This window comes from Pseudomonas sp. WAC2, from assembly GCF_030403525.1.
Lineage (GTDB): Bacteria > Pseudomonadota > Gammaproteobacteria > Pseudomonadales > Pseudomonadaceae > Chryseomonas > Chryseomonas luteola.
Map to the genome: position 1 here is coordinate 1 of NZ_JAUEPD010000009.1, position 20,354 is coordinate 20,354.

16 protein-coding genes are annotated in these 20,354 nt (G+C 51.5%); 9 read left to right on the top strand and 7 right to left on the bottom strand.

From position 1 onward, the window contains the following. Nucleotides 1-224: 224 nt before the first annotated feature. From cmoB to lon, 4 genes are all read right to left on the bottom strand, one after another. On the bottom strand, nucleotides 225-1,193 hold the full coding sequence (gene cmoB / locus QWJ10_RS18235) for a tRNA 5-methoxyuridine(34)/uridine 5-oxyacetic acid(34) synthase CmoB (protein WP_289928729.1): 969 nt from the start codon (nucleotides 1,191-1,193) through the stop codon (nucleotides 225-227). Beyond that, nucleotides 1,190-1,930: a carboxy-S-adenosyl-L-methionine synthase CmoA gene (gene cmoA / locus QWJ10_RS18240; protein ID WP_289928731.1), complete on the bottom strand. Its 741-nt coding sequence runs from the start codon at nucleotides 1,928-1,930 to the stop codon at nucleotides 1,190-1,192. The genes cmoB and cmoA overlap by 4 nt, the downstream gene beginning before the upstream one ends. A 49-nt stretch (nucleotides 1,931-1,979) precedes the next feature. Then, nucleotides 1,980-2,381, bottom strand: a complete 402-nt coding sequence (locus QWJ10_RS18245; RefSeq protein WP_289928733.1) for a protease inhibitor I42 family protein — start codon at nucleotides 2,379-2,381, stop codon at nucleotides 1,980-1,982. A 95-nt stretch (nucleotides 2,382-2,476) separates the two neighbouring features. Then, nucleotides 2,477-4,864, bottom strand: coding sequence for an endopeptidase La (gene lon, locus QWJ10_RS18250; RefSeq protein ID WP_125888997.1), 2,388 nt, complete (start codon nucleotides 4,862-4,864; stop codon nucleotides 2,477-2,479). A 735-nt stretch (nucleotides 4,865-5,599) separates the two neighbouring features. Here lon and QWJ10_RS18255 point away from each other — a divergent pair. The 5 genes from QWJ10_RS18255 (at nucleotide 5,600) to QWJ10_RS18275 (ending at nucleotide 11,235) form a co-directional block, all read left to right on the top strand. Continuing rightward, on the top strand, nucleotides 5,600-6,217 hold the full coding sequence (locus QWJ10_RS18255) for a methylamine utilization protein (protein WP_289929130.1): 618 nt from the start codon (nucleotides 5,600-5,602) through the stop codon (nucleotides 6,215-6,217). Then, nucleotides 6,201-8,555: an EAL domain-containing protein gene (locus QWJ10_RS18260; RefSeq protein ID WP_289928737.1), complete on the top strand. Its 2,355-nt coding sequence runs from the start codon at nucleotides 6,201-6,203 to the stop codon at nucleotides 8,553-8,555. The genes QWJ10_RS18255 and QWJ10_RS18260 overlap by 17 nt, the downstream gene beginning before the upstream one ends. A gap of 534 nt (nucleotides 8,556-9,089) precedes the next feature. After that, nucleotides 9,090-10,574, top strand: coding sequence for a sodium/proline symporter PutP (gene putP, locus QWJ10_RS18265; RefSeq protein WP_289928738.1), 1,485 nt, complete (start codon nucleotides 9,090-9,092; stop codon nucleotides 10,572-10,574). 231 nt (nucleotides 10,575-10,805) lie between these two features. Further along, nucleotides 10,806-10,967, top strand: a complete 162-nt coding sequence (locus QWJ10_RS18270) for a hypothetical protein (RefSeq protein ID WP_185749722.1) — start codon at nucleotides 10,806-10,808, stop codon at nucleotides 10,965-10,967. Between the two features lie 16 nt (nucleotides 10,968-10,983). Beyond that, nucleotides 10,984-11,235, top strand: coding sequence for a hypothetical protein (locus tag QWJ10_RS18275; RefSeq protein WP_125888994.1), 252 nt, complete (start codon nucleotides 10,984-10,986; stop codon nucleotides 11,233-11,235). Nucleotides 11,236-11,254: 19 nt separating this feature from the next. Here the strand turns inward: QWJ10_RS18275 and QWJ10_RS18280 are convergent, their stop codons facing one another. Next, nucleotides 11,255-12,250: a DctP family TRAP transporter solute-binding subunit gene (locus tag QWJ10_RS18280; protein WP_125888993.1), complete on the bottom strand. Its 996-nt coding sequence runs from the start codon at nucleotides 12,248-12,250 to the stop codon at nucleotides 11,255-11,257. Between the two features lie 183 nt (nucleotides 12,251-12,433). Here QWJ10_RS18280 and QWJ10_RS18285 point away from each other — a divergent pair, with 183 nt between their 5' ends. Next, the gene (locus tag QWJ10_RS18285; RefSeq protein WP_019365874.1) at nucleotides 12,434-12,910 is read left to right on the top strand and encodes a VOC family protein; all 477 of its coding nucleotides are present in this window, start codon (nucleotides 12,434-12,436) and stop codon (nucleotides 12,908-12,910) included. Continuing rightward, nucleotides 12,907-13,731 carry an aldo/keto reductase gene (locus QWJ10_RS18290; RefSeq protein ID WP_125888991.1) on the top strand — a complete coding sequence of 275 codons (825 nt, stop codon included), beginning with the start codon at nucleotides 12,907-12,909 and terminating at the stop codon, nucleotides 13,729-13,731. The genes QWJ10_RS18285 and QWJ10_RS18290 overlap by 4 nt, the downstream gene beginning before the upstream one ends. Before the next feature lie 8 nt (nucleotides 13,732-13,739). Here the strand turns inward: QWJ10_RS18290 and mnmC are convergent, their stop codons facing one another. Next, nucleotides 13,740-15,704 (bottom strand): bifunctional tRNA (5-methylaminomethyl-2-thiouridine)(34)-methyltransferase MnmD/FAD-dependent 5-carboxymethylaminomethyl-2-thiouridine(34) oxidoreductase MnmC, encoded by a 1,965-nt coding sequence (gene mnmC / locus QWJ10_RS18295; RefSeq protein ID WP_289928749.1) that lies wholly within the window; start codon nucleotides 15,702-15,704, stop codon nucleotides 13,740-13,742. A gap of 70 nt (nucleotides 15,705-15,774) precedes the next feature. Then, complete coding sequence (locus QWJ10_RS18300) at nucleotides 15,775-15,981, bottom strand: DUF6316 family protein (RefSeq protein ID WP_122043098.1); 207 nt, start codon at nucleotides 15,979-15,981, stop codon at nucleotides 15,775-15,777. Nucleotides 15,982-16,344: 363 nt separating this feature from the next. Between QWJ10_RS18300 and QWJ10_RS18305 the strand changes: the two genes are divergently transcribed. Continuing rightward, nucleotides 16,345-18,018 carry a VRR-NUC domain-containing protein gene (locus QWJ10_RS18305; RefSeq protein ID WP_289928752.1) on the top strand — a complete coding sequence of 558 codons (1,674 nt, stop codon included), beginning with the start codon at nucleotides 16,345-16,347 and terminating at the stop codon, nucleotides 18,016-18,018. Beyond that, nucleotides 17,979-20,294: an ATP-dependent DNA helicase gene (locus QWJ10_RS18310; RefSeq protein ID WP_289929133.1), complete on the top strand. Its 2,316-nt coding sequence runs from the start codon at nucleotides 17,979-17,981 to the stop codon at nucleotides 20,292-20,294. The genes QWJ10_RS18305 and QWJ10_RS18310 overlap by 40 nt, the downstream gene beginning before the upstream one ends. Nucleotides 20,295-20,354: the final 60 nt, after the last annotated feature.

Here is a 20,354-nt window from a genome sequence, read left to right on the forward strand (position 1 = left end):
CTCAGAAGTGAAACGATGCATCGCCGATGGTAGTGTGGGGTTTCCCCATGTGAGAGTAGGTCATCGTCAAGCACCTATACCCAAAACCCCCAGGCCTAACCGCCCGGGGGTTTTGCTTTTGCGGCAGAAAATAAAGAGACAGGCTGCTCTTTCCTGCGTGGCCTGCTGACTAATTTGATAAGACGGTATAGCAGCTGTATATACAGCTACTATACAAGGGCTTTCTATGGCTTTTCGGCTATGAATGTGGCGCGCAGTGGGGCTGGAAGACCTTCTATAGTGCGGCTCATATCAGTAGTATCAAGAAAGTCGGGCAAAGATTGAAATTTCATCCATTCAGTAGAGCGCTGCTCCTGAATAGAGGTTCTGCTGATATCCACCAGTCTTATATTTTTGAATCCCGCCCGACGCAGCCATAGTTCTAATGCTGCAGGCGAGGGCAGGAACCAGACATTTCTCATTTGAGCATAACGATCTTCTGGTACCAGTACAGTCTGCTCGTTTCCTTCTACAACTAATGTCTCGAGTACTAATTCACCTGATGAGCGCAGACATTCTTTAAGTGCTAGAAGATGATCAATAGGTGAGCGTCTATGGTAAAGCACGCCCATCGAGAAGACGGTATCGAACCCGTTGAGAGAAGAGGGAAGCTCTTCCAGCGTTAGTGGAAGACTCCAAACTGGCAGGTCAGGCAAATATTTTTTCATGGCCACAAACTGACATAAAAAGAGCCAGTTAGGATCAATCCCGATTACTGTATGAGCGCCGGCGCCTACCATGCGCCATGCGTAATAGCCGTTCCCGCAACCTACATCCAAGACAACCTTATTGTTTAGATCTAAGTATTTAGATACACGCTCCCACTTCCAGTCGGAACGCCATTCTGTGTCGATGTGAATACCGAAAACATCGAAAGGGCCTTTGCGCCATGGTGATAATTGAAGTAGCGCGTTTTTTAAGGTTTGTTGAGTCTCAACGTCTAAAGGCTTTTCTAGACAAAACTTATCCTTTAAAACAATCGAATCGGGCTTTAAGTCAGGCAGAGTCTTGAGAGCTGTTTGCCATCTCGCGAGGTCGCCATGACCTTTTTCAAGCTTTGCTGTGATCGCAGGTGGCAGACTGGCTAACCACTTTTCTAAGGGACCTTCACCCAAGCGATTGGCAAGGCCTTCAATATTTAGTGTATTGATCATGGAAGAGCTATAAACGAAGCGAAGTTTAAGCATTGAAACCAAGGGATAACCGAGCTAAAGCCAGCCTCTTTCAAGCGCGCACGATGTACTTCAATGGAGTCAATCATCATGACATTCTCCAAAGCGCTACGCTTTTGAGCGATTTCCATTTCGCTGTAGCCGTTAGCTCGCTTAAATGCGATGTGAAGGTCGTTAAGCAGTACTTGCTCTTCCTGAGATTCAAATCTGATCTTTTCCGATAGAAGCAAAGCGCCTTTTGGATGAAGGGTGCTGTGAATCTTACGCAATAGGCCTAGACGTTTTTCAGGGGCGATAAACTGCAAAGTGAAATTCAAAGCCACCACTGATGCGGGCTGAAAATCCAGCGAAAGGATATCCGTTTCAACAATATCAATAGGTAGCAGTTGCTCATACATTGAGCTTTGCGCAGTCATGTATTCACGGCAACGCTCAATCATGGCCGCTGAATTATCAACCGCAACAACCTTTGTCGATTCACTCTGAACGTGCCGTCTCAACGATTGGGACACCGCGCCTAGAGAGCAGCCTAGATCATAGAGAATCGTGTTAGGCTGAGCGAATTGTGCAGCAATAACGCCTATATTTTCGACGATAGTGGGATAGCCTGGTACTGAACGCTTGATCATGTCGGGGAAGACCCGAACGACATCTTCGTTAAACGCGAAGTCGGCAACAGTAGCCTGTGGCTTGGCAAATAAACGGTCTTGCTCACTCATTAAGAGGTACCACTAGAAAATGTAAATGGTGTAGCTGAGCGGTGAGTAGCTATTTTACTTCGATACGACAAGTAAAGGCCTTTTCGGGAGTGCTATCTGCGTCCCATGGCTGCTGATATTGCAGCTTAAGCTCAGTCGCTCCTAATTGAGTCGCTTGGAAGCGCCAGGAAGATAATCCTGCCGAGCCTATTCCATCTTCGCTTTCGTCAGAGGATGAAAATACCTCAGGCCCTAAGCTTTTCAACACGGAAGGAACCGTGTTTTCGAGCTTCCATCTATAGCCTGTTGTAGGGTCGCTGGGAAGTGAGAGGTGTAGCTCTTGACCTTGTGTTAGTAAAAGAGGTTTACAGCGCTTGCGCTCGTTGATAGCGACGGTATGCTCGGGGCTGCTTGCACAGCCGGTCATTAGCAGCGTTGTCAATAAAGCGCAAAGCGTAGCTGATTTTAACATTCGTATCTCCAACCAAACTCTTCAACCGGCTGCAAGGATAACGAAGTTAAGATAGGCAAGGGCAAGCTCGTACACAAACTGCCCTTGCTAATGGATTAAAAAAGGATTTTGGCTACATCTGCAAAACGCTTTGCAAAGTGGACAGTCAGCTCCTCCTTCAAGTACTCAGGAAGCTCTTCGAAGTCTCCTTTGTTAGCGTCTGGCAAAATAAGCTCAAATATTTTCTGCCGACGTGCTGCGATAACTTTTTCCCTGACGCCACCAATGGGCAAAACCTGGCCGGTTAAAGTCAGCTCGCCTGTCATGGCTACGTTTTTCTTGGGTGCCTGATTTCGTGCCAAAGATAACAAGGCGCTGGCCATGGTAATACCGGCACTTGGTCCGTCTTTAGGAGTAGCACCTTCTGGAACATGCAGATGTACAAAGGCTTGGTCGAAGAACGTAGGATCTCCCTTGAACTCCTTCAAGTGGGAGGTAACGTAGCTGTATGCAATTTCAGCAGACTCTTTCATGACCTCGCCCAATTGACCGGTCAGTTTGAATCCACGGTTTAAGGTGTGAATGCGCGTAGCTTCTACCGGTAAGGTAGCGCCTCCCATGCTGGTCCAGGCCAAGCCGGTGATAATGCCTACGCCGTTTAGAACCTGTTCTTTACGGAAAACAGGCTTCCCTAGATAACTTTCGATGTCACTCGCACCTACCTTGATCCGGAGCTCAGGTTCCTCAATGAGCCTTAGAACAGCCTTACGTACCAGCTTACCCAACTGTTTTTCAAGTTGGCGTACACCAGCCTCTCGAGCATAGCCTTCAACGATACTTTTCAATGCACTGTCGCTGATGATCAGGCGCTCTTTAGGCACACCGGCTTTTTCCAATTGCTTGGGCCACAAGTGGCGTTTGGCAATCGCTTGCTTTTCTTCCGAGATATAACCTGAGAGGCGAATGACTTCCATACGGTCCAGAAGAGGCCCAGGAATGGAGTCCATGGTATTTGCGGTACATACGAACAATACATTAGACAGATCTAGCCGCAGATCCAGATAGTGATCCAGGAAATCTACATTCTGTTCAGGGTCCAGCGTTTCCAGCAGGGCAGACGCAGGGTCACCTTGGTAGCTAGCTCCCATCTTGTCTATTTCATCTAGCATGATGACTGGATTCATCACTTTCACATCGCGCAAAGCCTGAACAAGCTTACCTGGCATGGCTCCGATATAGGTACGACGGTGCCCCTTGATCTCTGCCTCGTCTCGCATACCGCCCACGCTGAAGCGATAGAAGGGGCGGCCCAGTGATTCGGCAATCGACTTGCCGATACTGGTTTTACCTACGCCGGGAGGACCTACCAACAGCACGATGGAACCAGATACCTCTCCTTTGAACGCGCCAACAGCCAGAAATTCGAGAATGCGGCTTTTGATGTCATCAAGGCCGGCGTGGTGACGGTCTAATACCTTGCGCGCACGTTTCAGATCAAGGTTGTCCTTGCCCTGTATACCCCAGGGTAAATCGGTAGCCCAATCCAGATAATTGCGCGTGACACCATATTCAGGCGAACCGGTTTCAAGAATGGATAACTTATTGAGCTCGTCGTCGATGCGTTTACGTACCGGTTCCGGTAGGACTTTGCCCTCTAGGCGCTGCCTAAAGCTTTCGAGATCGCTGCTGCGGTCATCTTTCGTTATACCCAGCTCCTGCTGGATCAGTTTGAGCTGCTCTCGAAGGAAGAACTCTCGTTGCCGCTCATTGATTTTTCGGTTGACCTCAGCAGACAGTTCTTTTTGCAGGCGTCCGACCTCGACCTCTTTACGCAGCAATGGCAAAACCTTCTCCATGCGCTTAAGGATCGGGACGGTATCCAAAACCTGCTGCAGTTCCTGGCCTGGTGCGGTTGTCAGGGCGGCAGCGAAATCTGTTAAAGGCGAGGGGTCGTTGGGGCTGAAGCGGTTGAGATAGTTCTTTAGCTCTTCGCTATAGAGTGGATTGAGCGGAAGCAGCTCCTTGATGGCATTGATCAGCGCCATGCCATATGCCTTGACCTCATCGCTTGGGTCAGTCGGAGTCTTGGCATGCTCAACTTCAACAAGGTAAGGGTGCTTACGTCTCAGCCAACCGCTGATCCTGACGCGTGAAAGCCCCTGCGCTACGAATTGCAGCTTGCCGTTTTCCCGACTGGCATGATGGATACGAACCAGTGTGCCGTGCTCTGGCAGGTTATCAGGGTCGAAGCTGTTTCCATCCTCGGGAGGATTGTCCATATAGAACAATGCCAGACAGTGATGATCGGTTTTGGCCACCAGCTCCAACGTTTCGGCCCAAGGCTCTTCATTCACAATAACAGGCAATACCTGCGCTGGGAAAAAAGGCCGGTTATGGATGGGAATGATGTAAAGCTTGTCGGGAAGATTTTGTCCAGGCAGTGCAAGGCCGGTCTTTGAACCGTCGCCACTGATGATTTCGGGAGTATGTTCCTGATCGCTCATTGACTTACCTTAGAATGACTATTTGCGACCAACATGGGGAGGGCTTTGAAGCTTTTCAATGTGGTCGATGGCTACTCTAGACTTGACCGCAGATAAATAGGCAAGTGCGCTTCATTTGAGTAAGTGCACATAAACAAACTGGCTCCGTCCTATGTTGTTTGCTTGGCTATTATCTCTGGAAGGGCGAGGTAGAGAGCGTGCCGCCTGCAAGCCTGCACTGCTCTTGGCGAACGTGTTTATGCTTTTGCAAGGTTAGGCGATAACCAGACGTTGATTGTCTATCTTGATGAAGATGACATGACGGAAAACGTTTCTGATGTCATGGAAAGGTTGCGTGTTTTAGCGCGTTATCCTGCGCCGGACCCAGTTTTCAACACTTGGCAAGTCCCGCCAAGCCCTAGTTATTTCCATATCCAGTTTAGGACGTTACAGGCATGACGCCGTATTGATAGCTGTTGAAGGCTCGCCTGGGTTAGACGCTCCATCTGCTGCGCGAGACGGAGATACCCTTCAGGCGAGTAGCGGCCAGATGCGGCGTTTCCTGCCAGAGTACGTAAGGCTATTGGGCTTCGCCTTGGCTAGAGAGCGCTAGATTCCTTTACAAACATCATAGCGTCTCAACTATCCCGACACTGTGCCGATAAGGACGAGTAGGTAATTGCCAAGCCGTGTTCGAAGGATAACCTCATGTCTTCATCTATGATGCGTATAGCGCGGCGGCTAACCGGTGGGCTTATGGCGCTCTCTGTTCCGGTATGGGCCACTCAAGTGCATATCGCAGTTATCGAGGGACAGGATAATCCTTTAGCGGATGCGGTTGTTACGTTAAGCGGAGGCACTAATCTTGCTGTGCTCCAGCCTGCGGTCATGGATCAACGGGAACGTCGTTATGTGCCGCATGTACTGGCGGCTCATACCGGAACGCAGGTCAGTTTCCCTAATAGTGATAATGTTCATCATCAGGTGTATTCCTTTTCACCTGCCAAGCGATTCGACTTGCCTCTTTATCACGGCATTCCAGCTGATCCAGTAACATTCGACAGACCAGGCTTTGTCGTATTGGACTGCAATATTTATGACTGGATGGAGGGTTATATCGTTGTTACCGATGACCCATGGTTTGCTGTCAGTAACGAAAAAGGTGAAATAACGTTCGATTTGCCACCCGGCAAGTACCATGTCTCTTTATGGCATCCCTTTGCAAAGGCCAGACAGCTGACTCATGGAGGGGATCTGAGTGTATCGGTAGCTCGATACACTATTGAGATAACGCCTGGTAATGAATCTTCAGAGCCGGCGCCGAATGCGTTGGAGCAAGCCTTTCGGAGCGCTGCCGATGACGCTGCGAAATAGCTTTCAGGCGCGCATCGCTAGCGCCATGTTTATCCTGGCGTTGCTAACCATTGGAACGGTTTATTTTGCCGTAAAGGCTGCTACCCAATCATCTGTACGGGCCGAGTCGCTTTCACAGCTCAATACCGGCGCTCGGGTATTCGAGCGTCTTGTGGAGATGCGCGGACGGCAACTGCATGACACGGTACAGGTTCTGACATCCGATTTTGCTTTCAAAGGAGCTGTCGCTTCTGGAGATGGGTTAACGATAACTTCAGCGCTAGCTAATTATGGCGCTCGGATCGAGGCGGATGAGGTGTTGCTGCTTGACCTGACGGGAAGGGTAATCAGTAGTACCGTTTCGCTCTATACAGTTGGGTCGATATTTCACGAGGGTAACAAGGTCCAGGTAGACGGTGCGGCTGATCAAACGATGCGTATCGTTTCCCTGCAACGTGTTCCACATCTGATGGTAGAGGCTCCTGTACTTGCTCCTCTACCAGTTGCGCGCGTGGTAATGGGCTTTGCCATGGATCAGAGCCTGGCGAGCGAATTGCGCTCGCTAAGCGGCCTGGATGTGTCTTTTATTGCGCAAGAGGGGGGCGTTCCAGGTGAGCCGATCAGTACCCTTTCGGATCAAGCCGCTGACGAGCTGCTAAGCCATCCGGCCAGTGAAATCAGGCTAGGCAAACCTTTGCCGCTCAGATTGGATGGTCGTAACTATCTGACGGAGCGGCTGACGTTAACTGATGCAGATACCTTCAAGGTATCCGCTTTTCTGCATCGTCCGCTTGACGAAGCCATGAAAGCGTTTTCTCCTCTCATGCATCAGTTGTTCTGGATAGCCGTACTGACGCTTGTCCTGGCGCTGGGTCTGGCTTTACTTATTGCAAGAGGGGTTGCTGAGCCTGTTCGACGATTGGCGGCTGCTACCCAGCGGATCGGTAACGGCGATTACACCACGCCAATTGCCCTGGCGCGAAGTGATGAGTTTGGCCGGTTAGCCAGCACACTTGACACCATGCGGATCGGAATCGCCGAACGAGAACGGCAATTGAGTCATAACGCACTCCATGATGCGCTTACAGGGCTTCCCAATCGGGTGTTGGCCATGGAGCGACTGTCTCACGCCATTGCGGGAGAACAGTCTGTTGCGGTCATGTATCTGGGGCTTGAGCGTTTTCGGGAGGTCAATCAGAGCAGTGGTACTGCGGGTGGAGATGTGGTTCTGCAAACCATTGCAGATCGACTTAAACGTCTTGTAGGAAATGGAGATTGTGTTTCTCGTCTGGTTGGCGATGAGTTCCTGCTCCTGCTCAATCCAGGTACTCCTGATACTGCTCTGGCAGCCGCTGAAGAAATTCAGCAGGCAATTGCTTTGCCTATTGCTGTAGGGCTGAACGAATTCAAGATGAGCTGCCGCGTAGGAGTGGCTTGCTACCCTCAGGATGGTCATGAGGCCCATGAGTTGCTCCTGCGGGCCAGTATTGCAATGCGGGACGCAGGCAGCCAGGCCGGGCGTCTGCAGCTTTACGAGAATGGTCGGGATGATGCTTATTATCGTCAGATCAGTCTTATCAGAGATCTTCAGCATGCAGACTCAAGGGGTGAACTGCTCTTGCATTATCAGCCCAAGCTGAGTCTGGATGGACGGGGGCCTTTCATGGCTGAGGCGCTTCTACGTTGGCAGCATACTCAGTTCGGTATGGTATCGCCTGGGGAATTTATCCCGTTGGCTGAGCGTACCGGCAGCATCACCCTATTGACGATTTGGGTAGTCGAGGAGGTGTTTCGGCAGTTGGAAGAGTGGAACGAGCAAGGCCTTACTGCACGAGTGTCTCTCAATATATCCGCTGCCGACTTGGTTGATGGCGATCTCCCCAATCGTTTGGAGCGACTACTTAAAGGTTCGACTGTACGAGCAGACCAGCTTGTTCTGGAGGTAACGGAAAGTGCCATTATGCAGGATCCTGAGCGGGCAGTAAGCATTCTGCAACGTCTCCGGGATCAGGGTATCAGTCTGTCCGTAGATGACTATGGCACCGGCTATGCCTCATTGGCTCACTTGAAACGTCTGCCGGTAAGCGAGTTGAAGATCGATCAGTCGTTTATTCGCGACCTGAGTGATAACAGCGAGGACGCTGTGATTGTTCGCTCCACTATCGATATGGGGCATAACCTTGATATGAAGGTTGTTGCCGAAGGTGTGGAATATGCTCAGGCGCTGGAGTTGTTGACGCTATGGGGCTGCGACATGGTGCAGGGCTACCTGATCAGTCGTCCGCTGCCGGCGCAGGCGTTTGAACATTGGATGAATGACCGCCGTGTTCAGAACCCTGTTGAGGCGCTAGCACTGTGACGCGCTCATGGATCGCCGTGGTCGCGATACTACTTGTCATGAGCTTCCGACCCGCTTGGACGAATGATGGGTGTCTGCTGGCTACCCTGTTCCGACGTAAAACAGATTACTTGCGCGTCTTTCGCCTATGCGCAAAGACATTATTCATCAATGATAAGCGTGTGAGGCGCAACCAATCGGTTGCACCTGTCTCTTTCGTTGCTCAATCAATCCTGCTGACATAGAAGGTTAAGACCTTGTTTCAGGAAGCGTTTTTGATTGTCAGTGGCTATCCCAACTTGTTTGCCAATTCCGTAGAATGTTCATCCGGCTACGGTTGCACTTCGTCTGATGACGCTTTTGTCGTCTGGTAGCCCAAGGTAATACCTAGTTTGATCCAAACACGCCAGGAAACTGGTAGTTCCAGAAGACAGAATGGAACTCTGTCTGGTGCATACCTGATGGGTTGCCCAACGGTGACGGCATGTGCGTCGCCCTCTGCCAACGTGGGAGCGATGAGTAATTGATCCCACAACAACAAATAATGAGGGAATAATGAGCGTCAATACTCCAACGTTGATCACTTTCCTGATCTATATCGCTGCCATGGTCCTGATCGGCTTTCTGGCATGGCGATCTACAAAAAACTTCGACGATTACATCTTGGGGGGAAGAAGCCTCGGTAGTGTAGTGACAGCGTTGTCCGCCGGTGCTTCGGACATGAGCGGCTGGCTGTTGATGGGCCTGCCAGGCGCTATTTTTCTCGCCGGTATTTCTGAAAGCTGGATTGCCATTGGCCTGATAGCAGGTGCCTGGCTGAATTGGCTTCTGGTTGCAGGTCGGCTACGTGTCCATACCGAGCACAACAATAATGCTCTGACACTGCCAGACTATTTTACGCATCGCTTTGAGGATCACAGTCGTGTCCTGCGTATTTTCTCGGCAATCATCATCCTGGTTTTTTTCACCATCTACTGTGCTTCCGGTATTGTGGCTGGGGCTCGTCTGTTTGAAAGCACCTTTGGCCTCTCGTATGGGACAGCCTTGTGGGCGGGTGCACTGGCGACCATTCTCTATACCTTTGTAGGTGGCTTTCTGGCAGTAAGCTGGACGGATACTGTGCAGGCTACGCTCATGATCTTCGCCTTGATTCTGGCGCCAGTCATGATACTCAATGCCACAGGTGGTCTTGAGCCAGCATTTGCTGCCATCGAAAGCGTAAACCCCGCCCATTTCGACCTTTTCAAAGGGGCTACCTTCGTTGGCGTTATTTCATTACTGGCCTGGGGACTGGGTTATTTTGGCCAGCCTCATATCCTGGCACGCTTCATGGCTGCAGATTCGGTCAAGTCAATGCGCTCAGCACGTCGAATCGGTATGACCTGGATGATTCTGTGTCTGGTGGGTGCGGTGGGTGTAGGCTTCTTTGGAATTGCTTATTTTGCCGCGCATCCTGAGCAGGCTGGCGCAGTGACAGAAAACCCTGAGCGGGTTTTCATCGAGCTGGCGAAGCTGCTGTTCAATCCATGGGTGGCCGGTGTTCTGCTGTCAGCCATTCTGGCAGCTGTCATGAGTACACTAAGCTGTCAGCTGCTGGTCTGCTCAAGTGCGCTGACTGAAGACTTCTATAAGGCCTTCCTTCGCAAGCACGCATCCCAGAAAGAGTTGGTGTGGGTGGGACGTCTTATGGTTCTTCTCATTGCAGTCATTGCGATCGCAATCGCTTCCAATCCTGAAAACCGCGTATTGGGTCTGGTCTCCTACGCCTGGGCAGGTTTTGGTGCAGCCTTTGGTCCGGTTGTTCTCTTCTCGCTCCTATGGAAGGGGATGACACGTAACGGTGCATTGGCCGGCATGATCGTTGGTGCTGTGACTGTGGTGGTCTGGAAGCAGCTGGGATGGCTTGGCCTGTATGAAATTGTGCCTGGCTTTATTCTTGCGAGCCTAGCTATTGTTGTATTCAGCCGACTGGGTAGCGCTCCGAGCGCATCAATGAAGCAGTGCTTCGAGGTCGCGGAGCAGGAATACCGCAATAGCTGAGAGGAATGTCAGCTAAGCGTAAAGAATGGTGAGCTGGGGTAAAGTCGTTCGAGAAAGAACAATGTGCCGGGTAGTGTTGGCTTTACAGGCTCCTTTGAGGAGGAGCTTTTAAATAAGCTGATCGACCCACGAGGTAAACCATGCGTCATCGTGTTTTGCTAGCGACTACTTTAGCGGTCAGTTTGCTACTGAGCGGCTGCTGTGGATGGTGGGGGCCTCATGGAGGTCACCATGGAGGTCCCGGTGGGCCAGGGCCAGGATTTGAACAAGGGCATGGCCGCCCCTAAAAAAGCCGGAGCAATTGCTCCGGCTTTTTTATCGCTGCTTTGTAGCGTCAAACCTGGTACGTCATTTGCTAAACCGATGGTTATCGGTCAAGTATTTATCCAATAGTGTTCGGAGGATAATCATGCTATGGCTTTTTCGACATAGCCGCTGGACAACAGGCTTGTTGCTGATTGTGAGCCTAAGCGTAGCCGCAGCGCCTGCACCTTTCTTCAAATGGCGTAGCAAGTTCAACGGGCAGGTAGTATGTCAGAGGACATCGCCCGGCGATGGATGGGAACGACTGGCAGGGCCGTTTCGAGATATCGGCTGTCAGCAGTCTGGAGAGAAGCCGTTACAGCGATGGGACAGGGTAACTGCTTCCCCACGGTCCTGAGGAAGCAGTATTTATCAGGTCAAGGCGTCTCGTTGGTGTACAGGGCGGCCTTGATCAAGTCCTGCCCGATCTGTTTCTCGAAGTGCTGCCATACAGGTTGCATGGCTGCTCTCCAGCGCTGACGCTGATCATTGGTTAACGTGATGACTTCATTGTTACCAGCACTCACGATCTTGGCCTTGTCTTTCTGATTGAGTGCGTCTGCCTGTCGATTCACCTCATAGGTCACTTCGCCAAGAATAGTTTCCAGCTTGATGCGAACGTTAAAAGGAATCTGGCGCCAGAAGCTGGCGTTGGTAATGAGCATGTAATCCAGAGAGCCATGGTTGCTCTCGGTGATATAGCGCTGCTGCTCGTAAAGATGCTTGCTATAAAGGTTGGTCCAAGGGTTTTCTGCCGCGTTGATGGTCCCGTCAGCAAGTGCCTGGTTTACCTTGCTGAACGACAGCTTGACGGGCGTAGCACCCAACGACTGGAATTGAGACTCAAGGACGTCCGAATCCTGAATGCGAACCTTTAGGCCTCGCATGTCTTCCGGCTCACGCAGCGGCTTCTGAGCGGAAAGCTGCTTCATTCCGTTATGCCAGTAAGCCAGCCCTGCGATGTTCTGCTTTTCCATGGACAGGAGCAGCTGTTGTCCGGTTGGCTTGCTTTGGAACCGATCCAGTGCGGCCTGGCTGTCAAACAGGAAGGGTAGGTCAAACAGCTTCAGTTTGGGTGAATAAGTACCCAGTTTGGCCAACGCCACTGCCAGCATTTCTACCTTGCCATCTTGAAGCGCCTGAATTTCTTCCTTATCGCCATACAAGGATGAGTTAGGGTATACCTCTACCTTGACGGCCCCTCCCAGCTGTTCCTCTACCTTCCTCTGAAACAGTAGCGCACCCTGGCCTTTAGGCGTATCTGGCGCGGCAACATGCGAGAAACGGATAACGATAGGGTCGGCTGCCATGCTTATTACAGGAGAAAGCATGGTGAGCGTGCATACCAGGAGTTTGGAAAGAGAGCGGTACATGTAGAAGTCCTTGAGGCGCATCAAGTAATTGCCAGTTCCAGGTTTGGCGGGGGCGCCACTTTATCAGTGGGATTCGTCTCAATCGAGTGCCGACAGGCAGGCGACGTATGGTCATTCCGACCTTTTGACAGAACGCAAGACAAACACGGCGTCTAAGTTCAATAGACTTCAGGAGGATCGTTCATGACTTCTACCCCTTCGGCGGCACATGGTTTTGCCATTCCCTACCTTCGCTACCACGACGCACCCGCTGCCATTGACTGGTTGCGCCTGACGTTTGGGTTCGAGGTAAAAAGCTTGATCTCGAATGAAGACGGCAGTATCGAATATGCACAGCTTGTTTATGGACAGGGAATGCTCATCGTAACGTCCGTGCTGCATAACGATGTGGATGCTTATATGGTCCAGCCGGAACAGGCCAGAGGGGTGACTCAGGGAGTGTATCTGGTAACCGATGAACCTGATGTCTTATGCGAGCGTGCCAAGGCATCGGGTGCCGATGTGATCATTGATATCCGTGAGGCGCCTTATGGAGGCCGTTCCTTTACTTGCCGGGACCGTGAAGGGCATCTCTGGAGCTTTGGCAGTTTTAATCCGTGGAAGGATGAGCCTGCCAAAACATCGGGTAACGGGTATGCCACCGAAGGGTACACGTCATGAAAACAGTTCGTTTACCTGACGGCACAACTGTCCCTGCGCTTGGCCAAGGTACTTGGCATATGGGTGAGCAGGCATCAGCACGTGAAAGAGAAATACACGCTCTACGCCGTGGGATCGAGCTGGGTATGACCTTGATCGACACGGCTGAAATGTATGCCGAAGGAGGTGCTGAACATGTCGTTGGCGAAGCCATTCAAGGTCAGCGTGACAGTATTTTCCTAGTCAGCAAAGTCTATCCTCACAATGCGAATCGCGAGGGTGTTTTGCAGGCATGCGATCGCAGCCTCAGTCGTCTGCGTACAGATCGTATCGACTTGTATCTTTTGCATTGGCGGGGAAGAACACCGCTGAGCGAAACGGTAGAGGCATTCGAGACGCTGCGAGGACAAGGCAAGATTCTGCATTGGGGCGTGTCGAATTTTGACGTGGACGATATGCTTGACCTTGCGGACGATCGCTGTGCCGCGAATCAGGTCCTGTATAACCTGGAGGAGCGAGGCATTGAGTTTGACCTCCTGCCTTGGTGCCAGCGGCAGCAAATGCCTCTTATCGCTTATTGTCCGGTAGGGCAGGGTGGCGGCATGCTCCAGCATCCAGCTCTTCTGGCCGTCGCGGAGCGACTTGAGGTTACACCGGCTCAGGTAGCGTTGGCTTGGGTGCTTCGACAGCCTGGGGTGATCGCCATACCCAAGGCCGTCGGGCTTGATCATATCGAGCAAAATGCCAAATCTGCGACGCTTGAACTGTCGGAGCACGATCTGGCATTACTTGACGCGGCGTTTCCTCCGCCCCAGCGAAAGCAGCGGTTAGCGATGGTATGAGTATGTCATCAGGTTTGGCCCCTGATAACAGCTCTCAGAGGAAACCGGTTAGGGTGACAGGCCTCTGCTACGGCACGAGGTAATGGCAGTGGCTCATTGTTCAACCAAGCCGCCAACAGCTCGCCGGAAAGTGGCGCGGTGATCAGGCCGCGAGAACCGTGGCCTGCGTTGACAAACAGATTATTCAGCCAAGGTACCGGACTCTCCGGTACTTGCCGAGCATCTTTGCCGAGAATGGAATAAGTATGCGCAAAGGCGGCAGCATCAGCTATCGGGCCCACGACTGGAAGATAGTCAGGGGTCGTACAGCGAAACGCAGCCCGTCCTTCCAGTGTTGCTGGATCCAGTTGTTCGGCACCAAGTGCCTTGGCCAGCACGGGTGAGAGGGCATTAAGTAATGCAAGATTACCTTTATGTTCTTCAGTGCACAGCTCAAGATCGTCACGCTTGAAGTCGAAGCTGGCTCCCAATGTATGGAGATGATTCCGTGAAGGAGCAATGTACCCTTCACCGCAAACTACGCATTGCAGCGCCTGGCTTGCGCGTGTCGCTGGCAAATGAGTTATCTGGCCACGAATACGTTTGAGTGGTAGTTGGGCGTTCTCTATCAGTGTTGCCGTCTCAGTCGCGCTGGCCACCACAACAACAGACGCTTGAGCTAAAAGTGCTTCGTTGCCGTACACCTTCCATTGGGCGTGGTGACGCTCGAGCCGAATAGCCTCCTGATGGGTCATCAGCGTGATATTGGGATGCTGCAGTAAAAATCGACAGAGCGCAGGTGGATGAACCCAGCCCGACTCCGGAAAGTGAACTCCCCCTTGGGAAAGCTCAACCCCAGAAAGCTTTGAGGCTTCATCAGCATTGACTCGGCGCAGTAAAGCTGATGGCAACCGTTCTGCCAGTTGCTGCTGACGTTTGTCCTCGGCAGGGTCAGTAGCCAGTTGTATCGTACCGCACCCATCCCAGTTCAATGTTTTGTCCAGACCCTCCAGCAGACGACGGGTATAGCCAAAACCGCTTAAGGCTAAGCGGGTAAGCGGGGTGAAGTGAGGGGAGAGTTTAAGGTATAGAACGCCTTGCAGATTGCCGGATGCCTCTGCTGCAAAAGTTGCATGGCGCTCCAGAACCGTTACCTGCCAACCACGCGTTGCGAGACTGGCCGCTGTCGAAGCGCCTGCTAGCCCTGCACCTATTACTATGGCTGTTCTAGGGCCAATATGGAGCGGCGGCCGCTCAAACCATGGTTTGACAGAGCCAGGTACCGGCGCCACAAGACTGCCTTTGAGCATTTCCCGCTTATGTCCAAAGCCTTGTACTTTCTTCATTGCAAAGCCGGCCTCTGTCAGGCCGCGACGAACAAATCCGGCACAAGTAAACGTAGCGAGTGTTGCATCATCAGCCGACAGCCGGGATAGTTGTTTAAATAAAGCGCTTGTCCACATATCCGGGTTCTTGGCTGGAGCGAATCCGTCAAGAAACCAAGCATTACACCGAGCATCCAGCTCCGGCAGACAATTGAGTACATCCCCTATCAAAAGCGTTAGCGTAACTCGGCCATCATCTAGGGAGAAACGCTGAAAGCCAGCATGTACGGCAATGTATTGAGCCAACAGCGCGTCGGCGTAATCCACTAATTCAGGCCAAAGGGCCAGAGCTTTTTTCAGGTCCGAAGCACTCAGCGGGAATTTTTCAACACTAACGAAGTGCAGCCGGGCCTCAGCGGGTGCTGTCTGTATAAAGAGCTGCCAGGCACAAAGAAAATTGAGTCCCGTTCCAAACCCTGTCTCACCAATCGTAAAGACCTCACCTGCATGAAGCGCGGCGAAACGACGTGGAAGTTCATTTTGAGCCAGAAAAACGTAACGGGTTTCTTCAAGGCCACTCGCCTTGGAAAAATAGACATCGCCAAAGGAGCGGGAGATCGGTTGACCCTGATCGTCCCAGTCCAACTCGGCGTGAAAGGTATCTGACATCGACTGCACTGCTTATTTGGGCCAAGCAAAACGCAAGTCTAGCCGATCCGAACGCGGGATTTTAGAGGAATTAGCCAGCTCGCTTTTGAATTTCAGCGGCCTGGGTCATTCTAGAGATATACCGTCCGATCTGGTGCTCGGCCTCTTCACGGGTAAAAAAAGGTCCTTCGAGCGTACCTTCTCGCGTTGTGAAGAAATAATTGCCATTAACCCAGCTAATGCGCTCGCTGCGAAAGTGAGTGGCTGAATTACTATCTTCAGTGCGCTTACCAAACATGACTGATCTCCGAACCGATTTACTTTCTGACCACGCAAAACAGCGTTGGTTTGCTTTGCCGTCAACTATTTTGGCTATGGATATATTGCCAAGCGTTTCCAGAATGGCAGGGTTACAGCGCGAGTCGTATCACTAAAGGTGTAGGTGATAATTCGCTACCTGAAAAGCTTGAGGTATAACCGCTGAACATTAGAGTTCAGTTTTTAGGTATCTGTTGCATCCATTCATCCAGACACGGTTGATTGGTAGTCGCCTCGCTGTTATCTGTATATACATCCACCCTGTGTTCGAAAGACCTCCTTCATTCAACTACACAAAAACGGGTTTCTTTTGTTAAGGCCCGTAGCGGTACTGTGACTCTCCATGCACGCTACTCGAATTCTGGAAGATCCGTTTTATTACCTGAATAATTTCCACACGGTACTGGCCTGGACCGGCGAGCGTTACAATGATCTTCTGAATGAGACGGAGAGGGTGTTTCTCCAGGTTTTTCCTTCGCTTCCTAAAGCCTCGCAGGCCCTGTTGGTTAGAATGGTCATGCGCAAAGGGGCGCTGTTCCGAGGCAGCAAGCTGTGCTACCAGGAGATTGGCTGCCCCCATCAAGCAGTGTTGCCACTGGTTGAGCTGGGCTGGGTATCGGATAGGCCGGTACTTTCTCTAGAGCAACTGTTCGGTTTGCTGAAAAAGGCAGAATTGGCTCAGGTCTTTCCTGAGCAGTTATCTCGCTCATCTTTAAAGAAGTCAGAGCAGCTTGAAGTGCTCAAGGCTGACTTTAATGATCCGAGGCTGCTGACGGAATGGTGCAGCTCGCTGGATGACCACGTCTATGAAATTACCGTCACAAACATATGTGACCGATTAAGGCTTATGTTTTTCGGTAATTTACATCAGGACTGGAGCGAGTTCGTCTTATCGGATCTCGGAATTTTCCGTTATGAAAAGGTGGAATTTTCTGATTCATCACGGGGCTTCCGTGTCCGCAAAGACATCGATGATTACGTAGCACTGTATGACTGTCGTGAGCGCTTTCGTGACGGAACTGCATTGGACGACATTCTAGATGTGCTCCCCAGATTACCGTTAGATAATGATTGGCTGGAGGCACGCAGAGGTAAACTGACTTATGAGGTTGCCTACTGCTGTGAACAGCAGGGCAACTTTACTGCCGCCCTGGAGCTTTACCAAAGTTGCCGGCATCCTGGCGCAAGAATTCGCGCTATCCGTGTACTCGAAAAAACCGAGCAGTATAAAGCCGCTTTTGAACTGGCCTGCCAGGCAGAGCGAGCTCCAGAAAGTGACAGTGAAGCCCAGCTATTGGCCCGTATGTTACCCCGGCTGCGGCGTAAGCTGAGTATGCCCAAGTTGCCCAAGCGCATCGAACGCTGCGTTGAGCGTATCGACCTGACGTTACATCGTCTGGATGCTTGTCGTCCTGTTGAGTTATGTGTTCAAGAGCATCTGTCGGAACCTGATGCGCCGGTCTTTTATGTTGAAAATATCCTGATCAATGCGCTACTTGGTCTTTTATGCTGGGACGCAATTTTTGTTCCTTTGCCTGGAGCCTTCTTTCATCCTTTTCATCGCGCTCCTGCCGACATTCATATGCCGCAATTCGCAACCAGGCGTGCACAGCAATTTGAAGCATGCCTGTCTCAGCTCGAAAGTGGCTGTTATAAGGAAACCATCAAACGCAACTTCCTGGAAAAGCAGGGTATCCAGGCCCCTTTTATTGCATGGGGAGCCGTAACGGCAGAAGTATTGGAGCTAGCATTGCAGTGCTTGCCTCCCCAGCATTTACGCGTGTGGTTCGAGCGAATACTTCAAGATGTAAAGGTCAACCGGACAGGATTTCCAGACTTGATCCAGTTCTGGCCCCACGAGCGACGGTACCGCATGATCGAAGTGAAGGGACCGGGCGATCGTCTCCAAGATAATCAGGTTCGCTGGTTGGATTACTGTATGGCTCATGAAATGCCGGTATGTGTGTGTTATGTGCAATGGAAGGAGTCTGTTGCGTGCAGTACAGCGTTGCTGTAAGGGCTCTGTGTGAGTTTGTTGCTAAGCAGGGAGACCTTGATCTGCGTTTCACGCCATCACCGACAGCCCTTGAGGGCATTCAAGGACATGGCATCGTTACCGCGCGTCGAAAGCAGTCTTACCAGCGGGAGGTAGCGCTGGAGGGTGAGTACAGGCATCTTCGCGTCAAAGGGCGGGCCGATGGATACGACCCGGAGCTGAACCGGCTCGAGGAAATAAAAACTTACCGGGGCGACCTGACTCACATGCCGCCCAATCATCGTCACCTGCATTGGGCACAAGCGAAAATATATGGATGGCTGTTCTGCCAAAAATTGTCGCTTCATGAGCTCGAGCTGGCGTTGGTGTATTTTGACGTAGGCAGTCAGAAGGAAACTACTCTGCTTGAGCGGTTTACATCTGGAGTGCTTAAAGAGTACTTCGAACGGCAGTGCAGCCTGTTTCTGGACTGGGCTGAGCAGGAACTGACTCATCGCGAGCACCGCCAGCGTTGCCTGGAGGCGTTACCCTTTCCACATGCCTCCTTTCGTACGGGGCAGCGTGATCTTGCCGAGGCTGTCTATAAAGCGGCCCATGTAGGCTGTAGCCTCATGATCCAGGCGCCCACGGGGATAGGCAAAACCATTGGCACCTTGTTTCCATTGCTCAAGGCTATGTCCCGGCAAAATCTGGACAGAGTCTTTTTTCTTACCGCAAAGAATTCTGGTCGTCAGTTGGCTTTCAATGCGATGGGCGCTATCACCCAGGCCGCACCAGAGCTTTCGCTGCGTATTCTGGAACTGAGGGCACGCGACAAGGCATGTGAGCACACGGATAAAGCATGCCATGGTGAATCCTGTCCTCTGGCCAAGGGGTTCTATGACCGTTTGCCCCAAGCCCGGCAAGCCGCCTTGAGGGAAAAGGTACTGGATTATGACTCGCTACGCACCATAGCGCTTGGATGGCAGGTTTGTCCTTATTACCTGAGTCAGGAGATGGCGCGCTGGTGCGATGTCATTGTAGGGGATTACAACTACTACTTTGACAGCAGCGCTATGCTTTTTGCCTTAAAGGAGCAGAGCCAATGGCGGATCGGAATCCTCGTTGATGAAGCTCATAATCTATTGGAGCGTGCGCGGGGAATGTATACCGCCTCTCTGGATCATGCTGTGGTAGCGTCACTTCGCAAAGAGAGACCTCCAGTGCTGAAGCAACCACTGGATCGGATCAATCGTTGCTGGAATGCCTTAATCAAGGAACAACCTTCAACCTATCAGGCATACAACGAAATTCCCGCGAAGTTGTTATCCGCGCTGCAAAAAGCGATTTCAGCTATAAACGATCTGCTTAGCGAGACGCTGGCTCCACTGGATGCCACGCTTCAGCGTTTCTATTTTGATGCAATTCAATTCGTTCGGATGGCTGAAAGTTTTGGTGAGCACTCACTGTTCGAATTACTGAAAAAAAATGAGCTGGCACGTAAACCAGCCGTGCAACAGTCCGTTGTAACCATACGGAATGTAGTCCCGGCACCTTTTATCGGCCCGCGATTCAACGCAACCCATGCCGCTATTCTTTTTTCCGCGACCTTAAGTCCGCCTCACTTCTTGCGGGATACGCTTGGGCTTGCAGCGGGTACACCTTGGGTTAACGTAAAGTCCCCGTTTGCGGCTGAACAGTTATCGGTTCGCCTCGTAGACAACATTTCGACGCGTTATCAACACCGAGAGCAATCCCTGCGGCCCATTGCAGAGTTAATGGCTTGGCAGTACAGACAGGAGCCAGGAAATTATCTGGCTTTCTTTAGTAGCTTCGACTATCTCGAAAAGACTGCATCGTTATTTTCCAATCTTTTCCCGGATATTCCGCTTTGGCTCCAGGCACGGCAGATGAATGAGGCAGACAAGGCCCAGTTTCTGCAACGGTTTACAAACACCAGCAGCGGTGTTGGTTTCGTAGTGCTAGGGGGGAGTTTTGGCGAGGGTGTCGACCTGCCAGGGCAGCGGCTGATAGGAGCTTTTATCGCAACACTTGGCCTTCCTCAGATCAATCCTGCCAATGAACAGATCAGGACGAAGCTCGACCGACAATTTGGTACTGGTTATGACTATGCCTACTTTTATCCAGGTATGCATAAGGTCATTCAGGCAGCAGGCCGGGTCATAAGGACAACCTCTGATCGTGGTGTGCTGTACCTGATTGATGACCGTTTTGCTCAGTCCAAGGTCAGACGGCTATTGCCTGAGTGGTGGAAGGCGCAGACCTTTCGATGGCCTCACAGCGTTAACCGAAAATAAGTCTGAAGGAAAAAGCGTCGGCTGGAGAGGCGGTAGTAGGGGGAGGGGACTCAGGACCTG

What these genes read in the sequence shown, in the direction of transcription:
- cmoB (WP_289928729.1), bottom strand. Translation starts at nt 1,193, where the DNA reads ATGATCAATACACTAAATATTGAAGGCCTTGCCAATCGCTTGGGTGAA.
- cmoA (WP_289928731.1), bottom strand. Translation starts at nt 1,930, where the DNA reads ATGAGTGAGCAAGACCGTTTATTTGCCAAGCCACAGGCTACTGTTGCC.
- QWJ10_RS18245 (WP_289928733.1), bottom strand. Translation starts at nt 2,381, where the DNA reads ATGTTAAAATCAGCTACGCTTTGCGCTTTATTGACAACGCTGCTAATG.
- lon (WP_125888997.1), bottom strand. Translation starts at nt 4,864, where the DNA reads ATGAGCGATCAGGAACATACTCCCGAAATCATCAGTGGCGACGGTTCA.
- QWJ10_RS18255 (WP_289929130.1), top strand. Translation starts at nt 5,600, where the DNA reads ATGGCGCTCTCTGTTCCGGTATGGGCCACTCAAGTGCATATCGCAGTT.
- QWJ10_RS18260 (WP_289928737.1), top strand. Translation starts at nt 6,201, where the DNA reads ATGACGCTGCGAAATAGCTTTCAGGCGCGCATCGCTAGCGCCATGTTT.
- putP (WP_289928738.1), top strand. Translation starts at nt 9,090, where the DNA reads ATGAGCGTCAATACTCCAACGTTGATCACTTTCCTGATCTATATCGCT.
- QWJ10_RS18270 (WP_185749722.1), top strand. Translation starts at nt 10,806, where the DNA reads ATGGAGGTCCCGGTGGGCCAGGGCCAGGATTTGAACAAGGGCATGGCC.
- QWJ10_RS18275 (WP_125888994.1), top strand. Translation starts at nt 10,984, where the DNA reads ATGCTATGGCTTTTTCGACATAGCCGCTGGACAACAGGCTTGTTGCTG.
- QWJ10_RS18280 (WP_125888993.1), bottom strand. Translation starts at nt 12,250, where the DNA reads ATGTACCGCTCTCTTTCCAAACTCCTGGTATGCACGCTCACCATGCTT.
- QWJ10_RS18285 (WP_019365874.1), top strand. Translation starts at nt 12,434, where the DNA reads ATGACTTCTACCCCTTCGGCGGCACATGGTTTTGCCATTCCCTACCTT.
- QWJ10_RS18290 (WP_125888991.1), top strand. Translation starts at nt 12,907, where the DNA reads ATGAAAACAGTTCGTTTACCTGACGGCACAACTGTCCCTGCGCTTGGC.
- mnmC (WP_289928749.1), bottom strand. Translation starts at nt 15,704, where the DNA reads ATGTCAGATACCTTTCACGCCGAGTTGGACTGGGACGATCAGGGTCAA.
- QWJ10_RS18300 (WP_122043098.1), bottom strand. Translation starts at nt 15,981, where the DNA reads ATGTTTGGTAAGCGCACTGAAGATAGTAATTCAGCCACTCACTTTCGC.
- QWJ10_RS18305 (WP_289928752.1), top strand. Translation starts at nt 16,345, where the DNA reads ATGCACGCTACTCGAATTCTGGAAGATCCGTTTTATTACCTGAATAAT.
- QWJ10_RS18310 (WP_289929133.1), top strand. Translation starts at nt 17,979, where the DNA reads ATGGAAGGAGTCTGTTGCGTGCAGTACAGCGTTGCTGTAAGGGCTCTG.